This is a genomic window from Enterobacter cloacae complex sp. S1 (genome assembly GCF_014930525.1).
GTDB classification, from domain to species: Bacteria; Pseudomonadota; Gammaproteobacteria; order Enterobacterales; family Enterobacteriaceae; genus Enterobacter; species Enterobacter hormaechei_C.
On record NZ_JADBRE010000004.1, the window covers coordinates 42,327 to 59,551 of the forward strand.

The following is a 17,225-nucleotide window of genomic DNA, read 5'->3' on the forward strand; positions in this document are numbered from 1 at the left end:
CCGGAGTCGCAAATGGTTAACGCAGTAAAATGTAGAGGGTGTCGTTGCCTCGGATAATTTGCAGGGCAATGACCGCCGGTTTACTCTCCAGCACCTTACGCATTTCGGCAATAGACTGCACGCGAGTGCGGTTCACGCCCACGATTACGTCGTCCTGATGTAAACCTGCCTGCGCGGCCGGGCTGCTCTTCTCAACGGTAGTGACGGTAATGCCTTTCGTGCCGTTTTTAAGCTGACCGTCGCTCAGCGTAGCGCCCTGTAGAGCAGGGGAGATCTGTTCTGCGCTGGCGGAAGAGGAGGTGCTCTTGTCCAGCGTCACTTCCACGGTCAGCGGTTTGCCCTCACGGATCAGGCCCAGCTTCACTTTAGCGCCCGGCTCCGTGGTGGCAATACGTGATCGTAATTCAGCGAAGCTGCTCAGCGGTTTATCGTTCAGGCTGACAATAATGTCGCCGGATTTCACGCCCGCTTTCGCAGAGCCTGAGTTGGGCAGCACTTCGCTGACAAACGCCCCGCGCTGGACGTTGAGCTTAAAGGCTTTGGCGATATCGGCGCTCATCTCCATGCCTTTGATGCCCAGCAGACCGCGCTTAACCTCGCCAAACTGAATCAGCTGTTGAGACAGGGTTTTCGCCATGTTACTCGGAATGGCAAAACCAATCCCGATGCTGCCGCCGCCTGGCGCGAGGATAGCGGTGTTGATGCCGATCAGCTCACCGTTCAGATTAAGCAGCGCACCGCCGGAGTTGCCCCGGTTGATGGAGGCATCGGTCTGGATGAAGTTTTCCAGCCCTTCGAGATTCAGGCCGCTGCGCCCCAGGGCGGAGACAATCCCGGAGGTGGCGGTCTGGCCTAAACCGAACGGGTTACCGACCGCGACGGCAAAATCACCGACGCGCAGCTTATCGGAATCTGCAATGGCGATCTGGGTCAGGTTGCTGGGGTTTTGCACCTGTAGCAGGGCGATATCACTCTGATCGTCACCGCCGATCAGTTTGGCGTCAAACTCCCGACCATCGTTCAGCTGAACGCTGATTTTATCGGCCTGGCTGATCACGTGGTTATTGGTCAGGATATAGCCCTTAGCCGCGTCGATAATCACCCCTGAGCCCAGGCCTTCAAACGGCTGAGCCTGCTGATCCGGCGCGTCTTCGCCAAAATATTTCTTCAGCTCTTCAGGAATACGCTGGCTTTGGCGTGCCGTCCCTTCCACCTGAACGCTGACTACCGCAGGCAGGACTTTTTCAAGCATCGGCGCAAGGCTGGGAATGGCTTCTTGTCCAGGCACCTGCGAAGGCAGTGCCGCACTGGCGGGGAAGGACGCCGAGAGAGATAACCCGACACTTAACGCTAAGGCGCTCAACAGCTGGTTTTTTTTCTTCATTGATGCTGACTCTCGTATCCTGGAATGAAAAAGAACGGCCCCAAAAACATCTTGATGTTATTGAATTTTCAACCGCTGAACAATGAGGTGTTTGACTAAATAATAGCTGGGGACGGGAAGAAAGGACGGGCGCATAAGGTGCGCCCGTAAAATTTATTCAGGTTGTGCGATTAATCGCGTTTTACGCCACCGCGCAGCAGGCCGGACGCGCCGTCTGAATAGTCGCGTGGCATCTGAACCGGAGCCTGATCGTTACCGGCTTCAGAATCAGCCAGACGATTGCGGAAGGGGTTGGTCTCCGCGGTCATTTCCGGCAGCAGGCTGCTGGAGCTTTTCGCCATGTGCTGGTAGAGCTGGCGATAATCTGTCGCCATGTTGTCCAGCAGCTCAGCGCTACGGGCAAAGTGGCTGACCAGCTCTTCGCGATATTCTTCCAGTTCGGCTTTGTTCTTTTCCAGTTCGTATTGCAGTGACTGCTGCTGACGCAATTTGCGGTTACCGAAACGCATGGCCACAGCACCAATGATGATGCCGACGACTAAACCGATTAGCGCATATTCCCAGGTCATGAACTTCTCCCGTTGTCTTGTTGTTCCGTAGGGTGTTGGCTCGGCTCCTGCCTGTGCCTGATTATGCCACTATAACCGCTATTTCCGCAGAAGTGGAATCCTGACGTATCATCGCGTAGTGTAGAACGGCCTTTTTTTCATCAGCCACGCGCGCTGGTGAGGTTTAACTAAAGGAATAACAACAACATCATGCAAAACCTGTCCCCTTCATCGCGTTACCAACTGGCCCTGAGCGAGGGCACACACCAGCCGGATGATGTCCAGCGTGAAGCGGTTAACCGCCTGGACACGATTTATCAGGAACTTCTGGCGAAACCCGCCGATGCGGTGCAGAGCAGTGGGCTGAAGGCGGCATTCGGCCGTTTACTGGGCAAAAAAGAGCCCACGGTAAACGCACCGGTTCGTGGCTTATATATGTGGGGCGGCGTTGGGCGGGGTAAGACCTGGCTGATGGACATGTTCTACCAGAGCCTGCCCGGCACGCGTAAGCAGCGCCTGCACTTTCACCGTTTTATGCTGCGGGTCCATGAAGAGCTGACGGCGCTCCAGGGCGAAACCGACCCGCTGGACATTGTGGCCGATCGCTTTAAGGCGGAAACGGACGTGCTCTGCTTCGACGAGTTCTTCGTTTCCGATATTACGGATGCCATGCTGTTGGGGGGCCTCATGAAAGCGCTGTTTGCGCGTGGGATCACTCTGGTGGCGACCTCCAATATCCCGCCGGATGAGCTTTATCGCAATGGTCTCCAGCGGGCGCGTTTCCTGCCGGCCATTGATGCTATCAAACAGCACTGCGACATCATGAACGTCGATGCCGGCGTCGATTATCGACTGCGCACATTAACGCAGGCACACCTGTGGCTTTCGCCGTTGAACGCCGACACAGCCCGCGAGATGGATAAACTGTGGCTGGCGCTGGCGGGAGCGCCGCGGGGTAACGCGCCAGCGCTGGAGATTAATCATCGTCCGTTGCCGACGCTTGGCGTAGAAAACCAGACGCTGGCCGTCTCGTTTGCAACGCTCTGCGTGGACGCCCGCAGCCAGCATGACTACATTGCGCTTTCGCGTCTGTTCCATACCGTTATGTTGTGGGATGTGCCCGTTATGACCCCACTCATGGAGAGTGAAGCGCGCCGCTTCATCGCGCTGGTAGATGAGTTTTACGAGCGCCACGTTAAGCTGGTGGTCAGCGCCGAGGTGCCTTTATATGAGGTTTATCAGGGCGAGCGCCTGAAGTTTGAGTTCCAGCGCTGCCTGTCGCGCCTGCAAGAGATGCAGAGCGAAGAGTACCTCAAGCGTGAGCATATGCCATAAATACGCCCCTCTCCCCATGGGGGAGGGGCCGAGGGTGAGGGCATCAGGCCTTAACAAACGCTACCCTCTCCCCGTGGGAGAGGGGCTGGGGGTGAGGGCACCAGACCGCACAATACCTGACCCCGAAAAACCCATTCCAAATCACATTTAAGGGTCGATCTTTGACCTCAACTTCTCTATAATCTTGCGACCCCACGTTACGAGAAGGTTTTTTTCCCGAAACTTTCTATGTGTCGGCATGTGCTATTCGAAGGGGTAGGTTTGCCGGACTTTGTCGTGTGAACCTCAACTGACTAAACGTTTGGGTGTTCACCAACGTGTAACTTATTATTTGGGTAAGCTTTTAATGAAAACTTTTACAGCTAAACCAGAAACCGTACAGCGCGACTGGTATGTTGTTGACGCGACCGGTAAAACTCTGGGCCGTCTGGCTACTGAACTGGCTCGTCGCCTGCGCGGTAAGCATAAAGCGGAATACACTCCGCACGTTGATACCGGTGATTACATCATCGTTCTGAACGCTGACAAAGTTGCTGTTACCGGCAACAAGCGTACTGACAAAATGTACTACCACCACACCGGCCACATCGGTGGTATCAAAGAAGCGACCTTTGAAGAGATGATTGCCCGCCGTCCTGAGCGTGTGATTGAAATCGCGGTTAAAGGCATGCTGCCAAAAGGCCCGCTGGGTCGTGCTATGTTCCGTAAACTGAAAGTTTACGCAGGCAACGAGCACAACCACGCGGCACAGCAACCGCAAGTTCTTGACATCTAATCGGGATTATAGGCAATGGCTGAAAATCAATACTACGGCACTGGTCGCCGCAAAAGTTCCGCAGCTCGCGTTTTCATCAAACCGGGCAGTGGTAAAATCGTAATCAACCAGCGTTCTCTGGAACAATACTTCGGTCGCGAAACTGCCCGCATGGTAGTTCGCCAGCCGCTGGAACTGGTTGATATGGTAGAAAAACTGGATCTGTACATCACCGTTAAAGGTGGTGGTATCTCCGGTCAGGCAGGTGCGATCCGTCACGGTATCACCCGCGCGCTGATGGAGTACGACGAATCCCTGCGTTCTGAACTGCGTAAAGCTGGCTTCGTTACTCGTGACGCTCGTCAGGTTGAACGTAAGAAAGTGGGTCTGCGTAAAGCACGTCGTCGTCCACAGTTCTCCAAACGTTAATCCATTCTGCTTACGCAGAACGATTGGCGAAAAAACCCGCTTCGGCGGGTTTTTTTATGGATAATGCGCAGGTTATCCACAGTAACATTTCATATATCTTCTCTTTTTCCACATTTCCGGAATCCCCTCACCACAAAGCCATCAAAATCTGGTAAACTATCATCCAATTTTCTGCCCAAATATCGGTGAATACTCGATTTTTGTTCGATTCTTGAACAATGTGTCTTCTCTGGGATGGGCGATACATCATCTGGCTGGCCCCGTTGGGCTGGTAGCAGTAAAAATTCTGAATATACCTGGAGGTTTTCATGGCTGTCGCTGCCAACAAACGTTCGGTAATGACGCTGTTTTCTGGTCCTACTGACATTTATAGCCATCAGGTTCGTATCGTGCTGGCCGAGAAGGGTGTCAGTTTTGAGATCGAGCATGTGGAAAAGGATAACCCGCCTCAGGATCTGATCGATCTCAACCCGAGCCAAAGCGTACCGACGCTGGTGGATCGCGAGCTGACCCTGTGGGAATCCCGTATCATTATGGAATACCTGGATGAGCGTTTCCCGCATCCGCCGCTGATGCCTGTTTATCCTGTTGCGCGTGGTGAAAGCCGCCTGTACATGCAGCGTATCGAGAAAGACTGGTACTCGCTGATGAATGTTATCGTCAACGGTTCCTCTTCTGAAGCGGATGCTGCACGTAAACAGCTGCGTGAAGAGCTGCTGGCAATCGCGCCAGTCTTTGGTCAGAAGCCTTTCTTCCTGAGCGATGAGTTCAGCCTGGTGGATTGCTACCTGGCTCCGTTGCTGTGGCGTCTGCCAACCCTGGGCGTAGAGTTCAGCGGCCCTGGCGCGAAAGAGCTGAAAGGCTATATGACTCGCGTCTTTGAACGCGACTCTTTCCTGGCATCTTTAACTGAACCGGAACGTGAAATGCGTCTCGGCCGAGGCTAATGACTGTGGAAATGTCACAACTTTCACCACGCCGTCCGTATCTGCTGCGCGCCTTCTATGAATGGCTGCTGGATAACCAGCTCACGCCGCACCTGGTTGTGGATGTGACGTTGCCGGGCGTGCTGGTTCCAATGGAATACGCGCGCGACGGACAGATTGTACTGAATATTGCGCCACGCGCAGTGGGTAACCTGGAGCTGGCGAACGACGAAGTGCGCTTTAATGCGCGCTTCGGCGGCGTGCCGCGTCAGGTTTCCGTGCCGCTGGCAGCTGTGCTGGCTATCTACGCCCGTGAAAACGGTGCGGGCACCATGTTTGAGCCGGAAGCGGCTTATGATGAAGAGGTTGCCAGCCTGAATGATGATGAGGCATCCGATGAACGCGAAAGCGACACGGTAATGTCTGTCATCGATGGCGATAAACCCGATCATAATGACGACACCGATCCGGATGACGAGCCACCACCACGCGGTGGTCGTCCCGCACTGCGCGTTGTGAAATAAACAAACAGGCCCGACGGGCCTGTTTTGCTTTCCGTCCCTTTCCGTCCCTTTTCGCCCCCTCTAATTTCCTGTGTTATGATGAACTGTTTTCCTTCAATGGCACCGGACTGCAATGAAACCGACTGATCTTAAAGCTGAAAACTCTGATGAAACCATTGGCCGCAGCCTGCGCCGTCGGCCGCTGGCGCGCAAAAAACTGTCTGATATGGTGGAAGAAGAGCTCGAGCAGATGATCCGTCGGAAGGAATTTGCCCAGGGAGAGCAGTTACCCTCCGAGCGCGAACTGATGGAGTTCTTCAACGTGGGTCGCCCCTCGGTGCGCGAAGCGCTGGCGGCGCTAAAGCGTAAAGGGCTGGTGCAGATTAACAACGGTGAACGTGCCCGCGTAACCATGCCGTCTGCCGATACCATCATCAGTGAATTGTCGGGAATGGCGAAAGACTTTCTGACCCAGCCCGGCGGTATTGCCCATTTCGAGCAGCTTCGCCTGTTCTTTGAATCCAGCCTCGTTCGTTATGCCGCAGAATATGCCACTGACGATCAGATTGCGCAGCTCACAAAAGTCCTGGAGATCAACAGCCAGTCCCTGGATGACAACACGCTATTTATTCGTTCCGATGTCGATTTTCACCGGGTGCTGGCGGAGATCCCCGGCAATCCGATCTTCAATGCGATCCACGTTGCGCTGCTTGACTGGTTAATTGCGGCGCGTCCTAAAGTGCCGGACGCAGAGCTTTATCAGCATAATGAAGTCAGCTATCGCCAGCATATCGCAATTGTGGATGCGATCCGCCGCCGCGATCCCGATGAAGCGGATCGGGCGTTGCAAACTCACCTTAACAGCGTCTCCGCCACCTGGCACGCTTTCGGCCAGCATTCAAAAGCCAAAAAATAACGATCCTTTAGTGAAGCAGATCGCAATATAAGCGTTCTGTATTCCACTGCTGCTTAATTGATCTGGTATAACAGGTATAAAGGTATGTCGTTATAACAAACACACGATCGATTGAGGTAACTATGGCAACGCAATTACGCGGCGTAATGGCCGCACTCCTGACCCCGTTTAACTCTGAGCAGATGCTGGATAAAGAAAGCCTGCGCCGTCTGGTGCAGTTCAATATTGAACAAGGTATCGATGGGCTGTACGTCGGCGGTTCAACGGGAGAGGCCTTTGTACAGAGCCTTTCGGAACGAGAGCAGGTGATGGAGATTGTGGCGGAAGAGGCGAAAGGGAAAATCACGCTCATCGCCCATGTTGGCTGTGTCAGCACGGCGGAAAGCCAGCAGTTAGCCATGGCCGCCGCCCGCGTCGGTTTTGACGCTGTATCCGCCGTCACACCGTTTTACTATCCCTTTAGCTTTGAAGAACATTGTGACCACTATCGTGCAATTATTGACTCCGCGGAGGGTTTGCCGATGGTGGTTTATAACATCCCTGCGCTAAGCGGCGTTAAGTTAACGCTGGATCAGATCAACACGCTGGTGACGCTGCCTGGCGTCGGCGCGCTGAAGCAAACCTCCGGCGATCTCTTCCAGATGGAGCAGATCCGTCGCGAACATCCGGATCTGGTGCTCTACAACGGTTATGACGAGATCTTCGCCTCCGGCCTGCTGGCCGGCGCGGACGGGGGGATCGGCAGCACCTACAACATTATGGGCTGGCGCTACCAGGCGATCGCTAAAGCGGTTCGTGAAGGGGATAACGCCACCGCACAGCGCCTGCAAAGCGAATGCAACAAGGTGATCGATCTGCTGATTAAAGCCGGGGTGTTCCGTGGTCTGAAAACGGTTCTGCACTATATGGACGTGGTATCCGTGCCGCTGTGCCGTAAGCCGTTTGCCCCTGTGGATGAAAAATTCGTGCCTGAGCTGAAAGCGCTGGCGGAGCAGCTAATGGCGGAAAAACGCTAACGCATAGCCGGGGGCGCTTCGCCTTATCCGGCCTACAAAAACATGCTACGTAGGCCGGATAAGGCGCAGCCGCCATCCGGCAAAACGACAGAGAAATCGTCGGGAGAGTGAAATGAGTAAGTCTACCCAAAGCATCCCGTGGTACCGCCATCTTACCCGTCCTCAGTGGCGCGCCTTCTCCGCCGCCTGGCTGGGATATCTGCTTGATGGCTTCGATTTTGTATTGATAGCCTTAGTCCTGACAGAAATAAAAAGCGAGTTTGCCCTGACGACAGTGGAAGCGGCGAGCCTGATTTCGGCGGCCTTTATATCGCGCTGGTTCGGCGGCCTGCTGCTGGGCGCCATGGGCGACCGCTATGGCCGCAAGCTGGCGATGATCACCAGCATCGTGCTCTTTTCCTGCGGTACGCTGGCCTGCGGTTTTGCGCCGGGTTACGTCACCCTGTTTATCGCCCGCATGGTGATAGGCATGGGGATGGCGGGGGAATATGGCTCCAGCGCAACCTATGTGATTGAAAGCTGGCCAAAGCACCTGCGCAACAAGGCGAGTGGTTTTCTGATTTCCGGTTTCTCCGTCGGCGCCGTGGTTGCGGCCCAGGTCTACAGCCTTGTCGTGCCCGTCTGGGGCTGGCGGGCGCTGTTCTTTATCGGCATTCTGCCCATCGTCTTTGCCCTGTGGCTGCGGAAAAATATTCCGGAAGCTGAGGACTGGAAAGCGAAGCACGAAGGCAAAGCCCCGGTGCGCACCATGGTTGATATTCTGTATCGCGGCAAATACCGCGTCATCAATATGGCGATGACGCTGTTTGCCGGTACGGCGCTGTGGTTCTGTTTTGCAGGCGAACTCAACAACGCGGGGCTGGTCGTTATTCTCGGCCTGCTGTGCGCCATCGTCTTTATCAGCTTTATGGTGCAAAGCAGCGGTAAACGCTGGCCGACGGGCGTCACGTTGATGGTTGTCGTGCTCTTCGCCTTTCTCTACTCCTGGCCGATTCAGGCGCTATTACCCACTTATCTGAAAACCGACCTGGCCTATGATCCCTCAACGGTGGCGAAGGTGCTGTTCTTTAGCGGCTTCGGCGCGGCAGTAGGCTGCTGCGTGGGCGGTTTTCTCGGTGACTGGCTTGGCACCCGCAAGGCCTATGTCTGTAGCCTGTTGGCCTCACAGCTCCTGATTGTTCCCGTCTTTGCGATCGGCGGCGCCAATGTCTGGGTGTTGGGCTTGTTACTCTTTTTCCAGCAGATGCTGGGGCAGGGGATCTCCGGGATCTTACCCAAACTCATCGGTGGCTATTTCGATACCGACCAGCGTGCGGCGGGTCTGGGCTTTACCTACAACGTTGGCGCGTTGGGTGGCGCGATTGCCCCGGTGATTGGCGCGCTGCTGTCGCAGGATATGGCGCTGGGCACGGCCCTGGGGTCGCTCTCCTTTGGCCTGACGTTTGTGGTGATCTTGCTTATTGGTCTGGATATGCCCTCCCGCGTTCAGCGCTGGATCAGGCCAGAAGCCCTGCGTACGCATGATGCTATTGACGGTAAACCGCTGAGTGGCGCACTCCCTTTTGGTGCCAGTAAAAGCGGTCTGATCAAACACAAAGGATAAGCTGATGTCATTGCTAAACCAGAAGACAGCAGCGCGAGGCGGTGAAATGACAACCCTGGCTATTGATATTGGCGGCACCAAACTCGCGGCTGCGTGCGTGGAGGGGCAGACCATTACTGCCCGTCGCGAGTGTCAGACGCCTGCCAGCCAGACGCCGGAGGCGTTGCAGGCTGCGCTACAAACGCTGATTGCACCCTTTACGGCGCAGGCAACGCGGGTCGCGGTGGCATCAACCGGGATCATTCACAACGGTATTTTGACCTCCATTAATCCGTCTAATCTGGGCGGGCTGGCGGAATTTCCACTGGTGGAATTTCTCTCGGGAATAACCGATCTGCCGGTGATGGCGATCAACGACGCGCAGGCCGCCGCCTGGGCTGAGTTCTGCGCCTTGCCGGATGATGACGATATGGTCTTTCTGACCGTCTCAACCGGTGTCGGTGGTGGCGTGGTCCTCAATCGAACACTGCAAACGGGCAGCGGCGGTCTGGCTGGACATCTGGGTCACACGCTGGCCGATCCCGCCGGTCCGCGTTGTGGCTGCGGGCGAAGAGGGTGCGTTGAGGCTATCGCCTCGGGGCGCGGCATCGCTGCTCAGGCAGAAGGCGTATTGTCCGGGCTGGATTCGAAAGCGATATTCAGCCTTGCAGCGCAAGGTAATCCACAGGCACAGGCGCTGATTGCGCGTTCAGCGCAGACGCTGGCGCGTCTTATTGCCGATGTCAAAGCCGTGACTGATTGCCAGATTGTAGTTATTGGAGGCAGCGTGGGGCTGGCAGAGGGGTATCTGGGGCTCGTGGAGGCGTATCTGTCGCGGGAGCCCGCCGTCTATCAGGCCGCACTTCGGCCTGCACACTATCGCCACGATGCCGGGCTGTTAGGTGCGGCGTTGTTAGCACATGGAGACGCGTTATGATGCTGGGAGAGTTGCAGTCGCTGGCGACATCTGGCCTGACCGGGGTTCTGATCAATGCCCTCACGCTGGCCGTGGCGGCACGGCCAGAAGAGAAACGCCCTGGTCATTATGAACTCCAGGGCACGGATATCTTTATGAACGTGATGCAGTTTGCCACGCAAGAGCCGAAGCAGAAAAAGGCGGAACTGCACGCACAGTATATTGATATTCAGCTTCTGCTCGCTGGAGAAGAACGCATCTTTTTTGGGGTTATGGGGTCCGCGCGGGCGTGTGAAGAAATGCATAGCGCAGAAGATTATCAGCTTTGCCGCCACATCAATGATGAACAATCCATTGTATTAAAGCCTGGTATGTTCGTGGTCTTTATGCCGGGTGAGCCGCATAAGCCGGGATGTCTTGTTGAATCGGAGGGGGAAATTAAAAAAGCCGTGGTAAAAGTCCGGGCCAGCCTGTTAACCGCATAAAAAAGCCGGATGGGATGTCCATCCGGCTTGTCTCTTACACTTCCAGGAAGTTCATGATCCCGTCAGCCGCTTTACGGCCTTCAGCAATCGCCGTGACCACCAGGTCAGAGCCGCGAACGATGTCGCCACCGGCGAAGATTTTCGGGTTGCTGGTCTGGAACGCGTTATCGCTGCCTTCTGGCGCAATGATGCGGCCCTGAGAGTCCAGCTCTACGCTGTGCTTCGCCAGCCACTCCATGCTGTGAGGACGAAAACCAAACGCCATCACCACGGCGTCAGCCGGGATCACGTGTTCAGAACCGGCCACGATCTCCGCGCGACGACGGCCTTTCGCATCTGGCGCACCCATCTCCGTGCGCGCCATCTTCACTCCGCTCACTTTACCGTTGGCATTCACTTCAATACCCAGAGGCTGGATGTTGAACTGGAACTCGACGCCCTCTTCACGTGCGTTTTTCACTTCGCGCTTAGAGCCCGGCATGTTCTCTTCGTCACGACGGTAGGCACAGATGACATGCGCCGCATTCTGGCGAATGGAGGTACGCACGCAGTCCATCGCGGTATCACCGCCGCCCAGCACCACCACGCGTTTGCCTTCCATGCTGACGAACGGCTCATCGGCGGTCTCGCCGTAGCCCATTAGCTGTTTGGTATTCGCAATCAGAAACGGCAGCGCGTCGTACACGCCTGGCGCATCTTCGTTCTCCAGACCACCGCGCATGGACTGATAAGTGCCTACGCCCAGGAACACGGCGTCGTAATCTTTCAGCAGGTCGTCGAGCTGCACGTCGCGGCCCACTTCGGTGTTGAGTTTGAACTCAATGCCCATGCCGGTGAAGATTTCGCGGCGGCGGGTCATCACCTCTTTCTCCAGCTTGAAGGCCGGGATACCGAAGGTCAGCAGGCCGCCAATCTCCGGGTGGCGATCAAAGACCACCGCCTTCACGCCGTTACGGGTCAGCACGTCCGCACAGGCCAGGCCTGCCGGGCCCGCGCCGATAATCGCTACGCGCTTGTCGGTTTGACGCACACCGGTCATATCCGGGCGCCAGCCCATCTCGAACGCTTTATCGTTGATATAGCGTTCGATGTTGCCGATGGTTACCGCGCCAAACTCGTCGTTCAGCGTACAGGAGCCTTCACACAGACGATCCTGAGGGCACACGCGGCCGCACACTTCCGGCAGGGTGTTGGTCTGATGAGACAGCTCGGCGGCTTCAAAAATACGCCCTTCGTTGGCCAGCTTCAGCCAGTTCGGGATGTAGTTATGGACCGGACACTTCCATTCGCAGTAAGGGTTACCGCAGGACAGGCAGCGGTCTGCCTGTGCTTTGGCCTGGCCTTCTGAAAACGGCTCATAGATTTCAACAAATTCAATTTTACGGATCTTCAGCGGTTTCTTTGGCGGATCAACACGCTGAAGGTCGATAAACTGGTAAACGTTCTGGCTCATCTGAATTCCTTACTGCGCCTGCACGCGCAGCTCTGCTGCGCTACGACTACGGTGACCCAACAGGGCTTTAACATCGCTGGACTTCGGCTTCACCAGCGCGAATTTCGCAGAGAATGCCGGCCAGTTGGCCAGGATCTCTTCGCCGCGCGAAGAACCGGTATGCTGCACGTGTTCGGTAATTAAACCGCGCAGGTGTTCTTCGTGGATGGCCAGCGTATCAACGTCCAGCACTTCCACCAGCTCCGGGTTCACGCGTTTGCGGAACTCACCGTCTTCATCCAGGACGTAGGCAAAACCGCCCGTCATGCCCGCGCCAAAGTTCACGCCGGTTTTACCCAGGACGCACACAATTCCGCCCGTCATGTATTCACAGCCGTTATCGCCGATGCCTTCCACCACGGTGATGGCGCCGGAGTTACGCACCGCAAAACGTTCGCCCGCACGGCCCGCGGCAAACAGACGACCGCCGGTTGCGCCGTACAGACAGGTATTGCCGATGATGCTCGCTTCATGGCTGCGGAAGGCTGAACCAACCGGAGGACGCACCGCCAGCAGACCGCCCGCCATGCCTTTTCCGACATAGTCGTTGGCATCGCCGGTCAGGTATAACTCAACTCCGCCTGCGTTCCACACGCCGAAGCTCTGACCCGCGGTACCGCTGAAGTGCGCGGTAATCGGATCCGACGCCAGACCCTGGTCACCGTGCGTTTGCGCGATGTAACCGGAGAGGGACGCACCCACGGAACGGTCGGTGTTGCGGATATCAAACCAGAACGTTTTGCTCTGCTTCTCATCCACATACGGCTTCGCCTGTTGCAGCAGCTGTGCGTTCAGAACGCCGTTGTCGAACGGCGGGTTGTTCTCGGTACAGTAAACCGCTTTGCCAGGATGCGGCTGAGCGGTTTCCAGCAGCTTAGACAGCTCCAGCTTCTGCTGCTTGGCCGTGAAGCCCTCAAGCTCCTTCAGCAGGTCGGTACGGCCAATCAGGTCTACCAGACGCTTCACGCCCAGCTGCGCCATCAGCTCGCGGGTTTCACGGGCGATGAAGTCAAAGTAGTTGGTCACTTTGAACGGCAGGCCGTGGTAGTGATTCTTACGCAGCTTTTCGTCCTGGGTAGCAACGCCCGTTGCACAGTTGTTCAGGTGGCAAATACGCAGGTATTTACAGCCGAGCGCAACCATCGGGCCGGTACCAAAGCCGAAGCTTTCCGCTCCCAGAATCGCCGCTTTGATGATGTCGAGGCCGGTTTTCAGTCCGCCGTCCACCTGCAAACGGATCTTGTGACGCAGGCCGTTAGCGACCAGCGCCTGCTGGGTTTCCACCAGGCCGAGCTCCCACGGACAACCCGCGTATTTCACGGAGGAGAGCGGGCTTGCGCCGGTGCCGCCGTCGTAACCGGCGATGGTGATCAGATCCGCATAGGCTTTCGCCACGCCGGTGGCAATGGTGCCAACGCCCGGTTCGGAAACCAGCTTCACGGAGATCATCGCTTTCGGGTTGACCTGTTTCAGGTCGAAAATCAGCTGCGCCAGATCCTCGATAGAGTAGATATCGTGGTGCGGCGGCGGGGAGATCAGCGTCACGCCCGGCACTGAATAGCGAAGCTTAGCGATGTATGGGGTGACTTTATCACCCGGCAGCTGACCGCCTTCACCCGGTTTCGCACCCTGCGCGACTTTAATCTGAATCACGTCGGCGTTAACCAGGTACGCAGGCGTTACGCCAAAGCGACCGGACGCCACCTGCTTAATACGGGACACTTTATTGGTGCCATAGCGGGCCGGATCTTCACCGCCTTCGCCGGAGTTGGAGTTGCCGCCGATGCTGTTCATGGCTTCCGCCAGCGCTTCGTGGGCTTCCGGGCTCAGCGCGCCGATAGACATCGCCGCGGTGTCGAAACGTTTGAACAGCTCAGACGCGGGTTCAACCTCGTCAATGCTGACCGCTTCATCACCTGGATTGAGGGCAATGAGATCGCGCAGCGTCGCTGCCGGACGGTTGTTCACCAGCTCTGCATACTGCTGATAATCGCTGTACTCGCCGCTCTGCACCGCCTGTTGCAGCGTGCGCACCACGTCCGGGTTATAAGCGTGATACTCACCCCCGTGGACATATTTCAGCAGACCGCCCTGTTCCAGCGGCTTACGTGCCAGCCAGGCGCGCTTCGAGAGGTTCACCAGATCCTGCTGGAAGTCAGCAAAACCGGCGCCGCCGATACGGCTGACCACGCCCTGGAAGCAGAGATTCGCGACCTCGTCATGCAGACCGACCGCTTCAAACAGCTTCGAGCAGCGGTAAGAGGCGATGGTCGAGATGCCCATTTTGGACATGATCTTGTACAGACCTTTGTTGATGCCGTTACGGTAGTTCAGCATCACGGCGCGGTAGTCTTTGTCGATCGCGCGGGTATCCACCAGGCGGGCCAGCGTTTCGTAGGCCAGATACGGGTAGATTGCCGTGGCGCCAAAGCCTAACAGCACCGCAAAGTGGTGCGGGTCGCGCGCGCTCGCGGTTTCAACGATGATGTTGGCGTCGCAGCGCAGGCTCTTGTCCACCAGACGCGTCTGGATAGCCCCCACCGCCATGGGTGCAGGCACCGGCAGACGGTTTTTCGCGATGTTGCGGTCAGACAGCACCAGCAGAACGGTGCCGTTACGCACCATCTGCTCGGCTTTATCGCACAGCGCGTTCACCGTCTCTTCGAGGCTCGTTTCGGTCACGTCAAAGGTGATATCGAGCGTGTCGGCGCGATAGTGCTCCTCGATCATGGTGGTGAGCTGTTTGAAATCGGAGTACAGCAGGATCGGTGATTTAAAGGTCAGACGGTGCGCCTGGCCTTCAGCTTCACAGAAGACGTTCATCTCACGGCCGATGCTGGTGGCCAGCGACATGACGTGGGCTTCGCGCAGCGGATCGATTGGCGGGTTAGTGACCTGCGCAAACTGCTGACGGAAGTAGTCATAAATAATGCGTGGCTGGCTGGAGAGCACGGCAAACGGGGTATCGTCACCCATTGAGCCGACCGCTTCCTGGCCGTTTTCACCGAGCACGCGGATAACCGAGTCCAGCTCTTCCGCGCTGTAGTTAAACTGCTTCTGGAAGCTCGCGAGGGTGTCATCGTCCAGCTCGCGGCTGCCCACTTCTTCGTCCGACAGATCTTCAAACGGCACCAGACGACGCACGTTTTTCTCCATCCACTCTTTGTACGGATGGCGGCTCTTCAGATCGTTGTCGGTTTCGGCGGAATGTAGAATACGCCCACCGCGGGTGTCGATCACCATCAGCTCGCCCGGTCCGACGCGGCCTTTCTCGACCACTTCGTCTGGCTGGTAATCCCAGATCCCGACTTCAGAGGCACAGGTGATGAGCTTGTCTTTGGTAATAACGTAGCGCGCCGGACGCAGACCATTACGGTCCAGGTTACAGGCGGCAAAACGACCGTCGGACATAACGATGCCCGCCGGGCCGTCCCACGGCTCCATGTGCATGGAGTTAAAGTCGAAGAACGCGCGCAGCTCAGGGTCCATATCCGGGTTGTTCTGCCAGGCCGGTGGCACGAGCAGACGCATGGCGCGCACGATGTCCATCCCGCCCGCCAGCAGCAGTTCCAGCATGTTATCCATGGAGCTGGAGTCCGAGCCGGTTTCGTTCACGAACGGCGCGGCATCGTGCAGGTCCGGGATCAGCGGCGTCTGGAATTTATAGGTACGGGCGCGGGCCCACTGGCGGTTGCCGGTGATGGTGTTGATCTCGCCGTTATGCGCCAGGTAGCGGAACGGCTGCGCCAGCGGCCAGCGTGGAACGGTGTTGGTGGAGAAGCGCTGGTGGAACAGGCAAATGGCCGATTCCAGACGCAGGTCCGCCAGGTCCAGGTAGAAGCGCGGCAGGTCAGCCGGCATACACAGACCTTTATAGATGTTCACAAGGTTAGAGAGGCTACAGACGTAGAACTCTTTATCATCCTGAAGACGTTTTTCAATGCGGCGGCGGGCGATAAACAGACGGCGTTCCATATCACGCGGACGCCAGCCCGCAGGCGCGTTGACAAAAATCTGTTCAATACGAGGCAGCGAGGAGAGGGCGATTTCACCGAGCACCCCTTCGTTGGTTGGCACATCGCGCCAGCCGACGATCGACAGGGTTTCACGCTGAAGTTCTTCTTCAACGATGCGGCGTGAGGCGGCAGCTTTTTCAGGATCCTGATTCAGGAACAGCATACCGACAGCGTAGTTTTTGGCTAAACGCCAGCCGCGCTCTTCCGCTACGATACGGAAGAAACGATCCGGTTTTTGCAGCAGCAGGCCGCAACCGTCGCCGGTTTTACCATCGGCAAGGATGGCGCCACGGTGCTGCATACGGGCCAGTGCGTGAATAGCAGTACGCACTACCTTGTGGCTAGGTTCGCCTTCTATGTGGGCGATCAGGCCGAAACCACAGTTATCCTTCTCAAGGGATTTATCGTACAACATATCAGTGAACCTCCCCAGGCTCGTCGGGCTTCCCACTGAACTTTACCGTGGCGCACAGGCGCAGAAAGAGCATGGCGACGGGGTTAGCGTTTCATACGCGGACCTCGCATTCGCCCTCTTTTTCATCCTTTCGCGCAGGTAAACAAGTTTGAGGACTTGCTTCAAAGGGAATCTCAATTACTGCATAAATATGATGAGCAGGCCGCTCATCCAGAAAGCTTCCAGCGGATTTCCAACTTATCGGGAATTGGTACACAGGTCAAATGGCAATCTTATTTATACAAAAATGTGCTAAAGCGTAGTTATCTTTTTGTTTTTAATATGTATTTAACTATTTTTACAACCACTTAAAGCACCGGGGAGGTGCAGGGGAGTGTGATCTGACTCACTATATGAAAGCGGTATTATCGATGCAGCGTGCTGAAATGCAGATTTATAGCAGAATATTAATCTGGTGTTGCATTCAAACCCGCATAAAATCACTGTTTTTCAGTCCTGGCGCTATAAA

Annotated in this window: 14 protein-coding genes; 10 read left to right on the top strand and 4 right to left on the bottom strand. The window is 56.3% G+C overall.

Features of this window, described 5'->3' with window-relative positions:
• Positions 1-16 precede the first annotated feature (16 nt).
• Together degQ and zapG are read right to left on the bottom strand one after the other, a co-directional pair.
• On the bottom strand, positions 17-1,384 hold the full coding sequence (gene degQ / locus IM290_RS02670) for a serine endoprotease DegQ (protein ID WP_015572006.1): 1,368 nt from the start codon (positions 1,382-1,384) through the stop codon (positions 17-19).
• A gap of 170 nt (positions 1,385-1,554) precedes the next feature.
• The gene (zapG, locus tag IM290_RS02675; RefSeq protein WP_003860432.1) at positions 1,555-1,953 is read right to left on the bottom strand and encodes a Z-ring associated protein ZapG; all 399 of its coding nucleotides are present in this window, start codon (positions 1,951-1,953) and stop codon (positions 1,555-1,557) included.
• A gap of 189 nt (positions 1,954-2,142) precedes the next feature.
• Here zapG and zapE point away from each other — a divergent pair, with 189 nt between their 5' ends.
• The 10 genes from zapE to nanQ all read left to right on the top strand — a co-directional run bounded on the left by zapE (position 2,143) and on the right by nanQ (position 10,794).
• Positions 2,143-3,267 (top strand): cell division protein ZapE, encoded by a 1,125-nt coding sequence (gene zapE, locus IM290_RS02680; protein ID WP_015572004.1) that lies wholly within the window; start codon positions 2,143-2,145, stop codon positions 3,265-3,267.
• Positions 3,268-3,613: 346 nt separating this feature from the next.
• Positions 3,614-4,042 carry a 50S ribosomal protein L13 gene (gene rplM, locus IM290_RS02685; protein WP_003860434.1) on the top strand — a complete coding sequence of 143 codons (429 nt, stop codon included), beginning with the start codon at positions 3,614-3,616 and terminating at the stop codon, positions 4,040-4,042.
• A 15-nt stretch (positions 4,043-4,057) separates the two neighbouring features.
• Entirely contained in the window at positions 4,058-4,450 is a 393-nt protein-coding gene (rpsI, locus tag IM290_RS02690) for a 30S ribosomal protein S9 (protein WP_003860436.1), read from the top strand.
• 308 nt (positions 4,451-4,758) lie between these two features.
• Entirely contained in the window at positions 4,759-5,397 is a 639-nt protein-coding gene (gene sspA, locus IM290_RS02695; RefSeq protein WP_003860438.1) for a stringent starvation protein SspA, read from the top strand.
• Positions 5,398-5,402: 5 nt separating this feature from the next.
• Positions 5,403-5,900 (top strand): ClpXP protease specificity-enhancing factor, encoded by a 498-nt coding sequence (gene sspB / locus IM290_RS02700; protein ID WP_026080566.1) that lies wholly within the window; start codon positions 5,403-5,405, stop codon positions 5,898-5,900.
• A gap of 112 nt (positions 5,901-6,012) precedes the next feature.
• Positions 6,013-6,795, top strand: coding sequence for a transcriptional regulator NanR (gene nanR / locus IM290_RS02705; RefSeq protein WP_193041838.1), 783 nt, complete (start codon positions 6,013-6,015; stop codon positions 6,793-6,795).
• Between the two features lie 122 nt (positions 6,796-6,917).
• Positions 6,918-7,811 carry an N-acetylneuraminate lyase gene (gene nanA / locus IM290_RS02710; RefSeq protein WP_193041839.1) on the top strand — a complete coding sequence of 298 codons (894 nt, stop codon included), beginning with the start codon at positions 6,918-6,920 and terminating at the stop codon, positions 7,809-7,811.
• Positions 7,812-7,923: 112 nt separating this feature from the next.
• Positions 7,924-9,414 (top strand): MFS transporter, encoded by a 1,491-nt coding sequence (locus IM290_RS02715; RefSeq protein ID WP_022651922.1) that lies wholly within the window; start codon positions 7,924-7,926, stop codon positions 9,412-9,414.
• A gap of 46 nt (positions 9,415-9,460) precedes the next feature.
• Positions 9,461-10,330, top strand: coding sequence for an N-acetylmannosamine kinase (locus tag IM290_RS02720; protein ID WP_032645685.1), 870 nt, complete (start codon positions 9,461-9,463; stop codon positions 10,328-10,330).
• On the top strand, positions 10,327-10,794 hold the full coding sequence (nanQ, locus tag IM290_RS02725; protein WP_047054290.1) for an N-acetylneuraminate anomerase: 468 nt from the start codon (positions 10,327-10,329) through the stop codon (positions 10,792-10,794). Before IM290_RS02720 ends, nanQ begins: the two co-directional genes overlap by 4 nt.
• Before the next feature lie 34 nt (positions 10,795-10,828).
• Here nanQ and gltD read toward each other — a convergent pair whose 3' ends face one another.
• On the bottom strand, positions 10,829-12,247 hold the full coding sequence (gltD, locus tag IM290_RS02730) for a glutamate synthase subunit GltD (protein WP_017382721.1): 1,419 nt from the start codon (positions 12,245-12,247) through the stop codon (positions 10,829-10,831).
• Between the two features lie 9 nt (positions 12,248-12,256).
• Positions 12,257-16,717, bottom strand: coding sequence for a glutamate synthase large subunit (gene gltB / locus IM290_RS02735; RefSeq protein ID WP_193041840.1), 4,461 nt, complete (start codon positions 16,715-16,717; stop codon positions 12,257-12,259).
• Positions 16,718-17,225 lie beyond the last annotated feature (508 nt).

Excerpts from the sequence above, each read along its gene's own strand:
- gltB (WP_193041840.1), bottom strand. The coding sequence starts at position 16,717 with ATGTTGTACGATAAATCCCTTGAGAAGGATAACTGTGGTTTCGGCCTG.
- IM290_RS02715 (WP_022651922.1), top strand. The coding sequence starts at position 7,924 with ATGAGTAAGTCTACCCAAAGCATCCCGTGGTACCGCCATCTTACCCGT.
- zapE (WP_015572004.1), top strand. The coding sequence starts at position 2,143 with ATGCAAAACCTGTCCCCTTCATCGCGTTACCAACTGGCCCTGAGCGAG.
- rpsI (WP_003860436.1), top strand. The coding sequence starts at position 4,058 with ATGGCTGAAAATCAATACTACGGCACTGGTCGCCGCAAAAGTTCCGCA.
- nanA (WP_193041839.1), top strand. The coding sequence starts at position 6,918 with ATGGCAACGCAATTACGCGGCGTAATGGCCGCACTCCTGACCCCGTTT.
- zapG (WP_003860432.1), bottom strand. The coding sequence starts at position 1,953 with ATGACCTGGGAATATGCGCTAATCGGTTTAGTCGTCGGCATCATCATT.
- rplM (WP_003860434.1), top strand. The coding sequence starts at position 3,614 with ATGAAAACTTTTACAGCTAAACCAGAAACCGTACAGCGCGACTGGTAT.
- degQ (WP_015572006.1), bottom strand. The coding sequence starts at position 1,384 with ATGAAGAAAAAAAACCAGCTGTTGAGCGCCTTAGCGTTAAGTGTCGGG.
- IM290_RS02720 (WP_032645685.1), top strand. The coding sequence starts at position 9,461 with ATGACAACCCTGGCTATTGATATTGGCGGCACCAAACTCGCGGCTGCG.
- nanR (WP_193041838.1), top strand. The coding sequence starts at position 6,013 with ATGAAACCGACTGATCTTAAAGCTGAAAACTCTGATGAAACCATTGGC.
- gltD (WP_017382721.1), bottom strand. The coding sequence starts at position 12,247 with ATGAGCCAGAACGTTTACCAGTTTATCGACCTTCAGCGTGTTGATCCG.
- sspA (WP_003860438.1), top strand. The coding sequence starts at position 4,759 with ATGGCTGTCGCTGCCAACAAACGTTCGGTAATGACGCTGTTTTCTGGT.
- nanQ (WP_047054290.1), top strand. The coding sequence starts at position 10,327 with ATGATGCTGGGAGAGTTGCAGTCGCTGGCGACATCTGGCCTGACCGGG.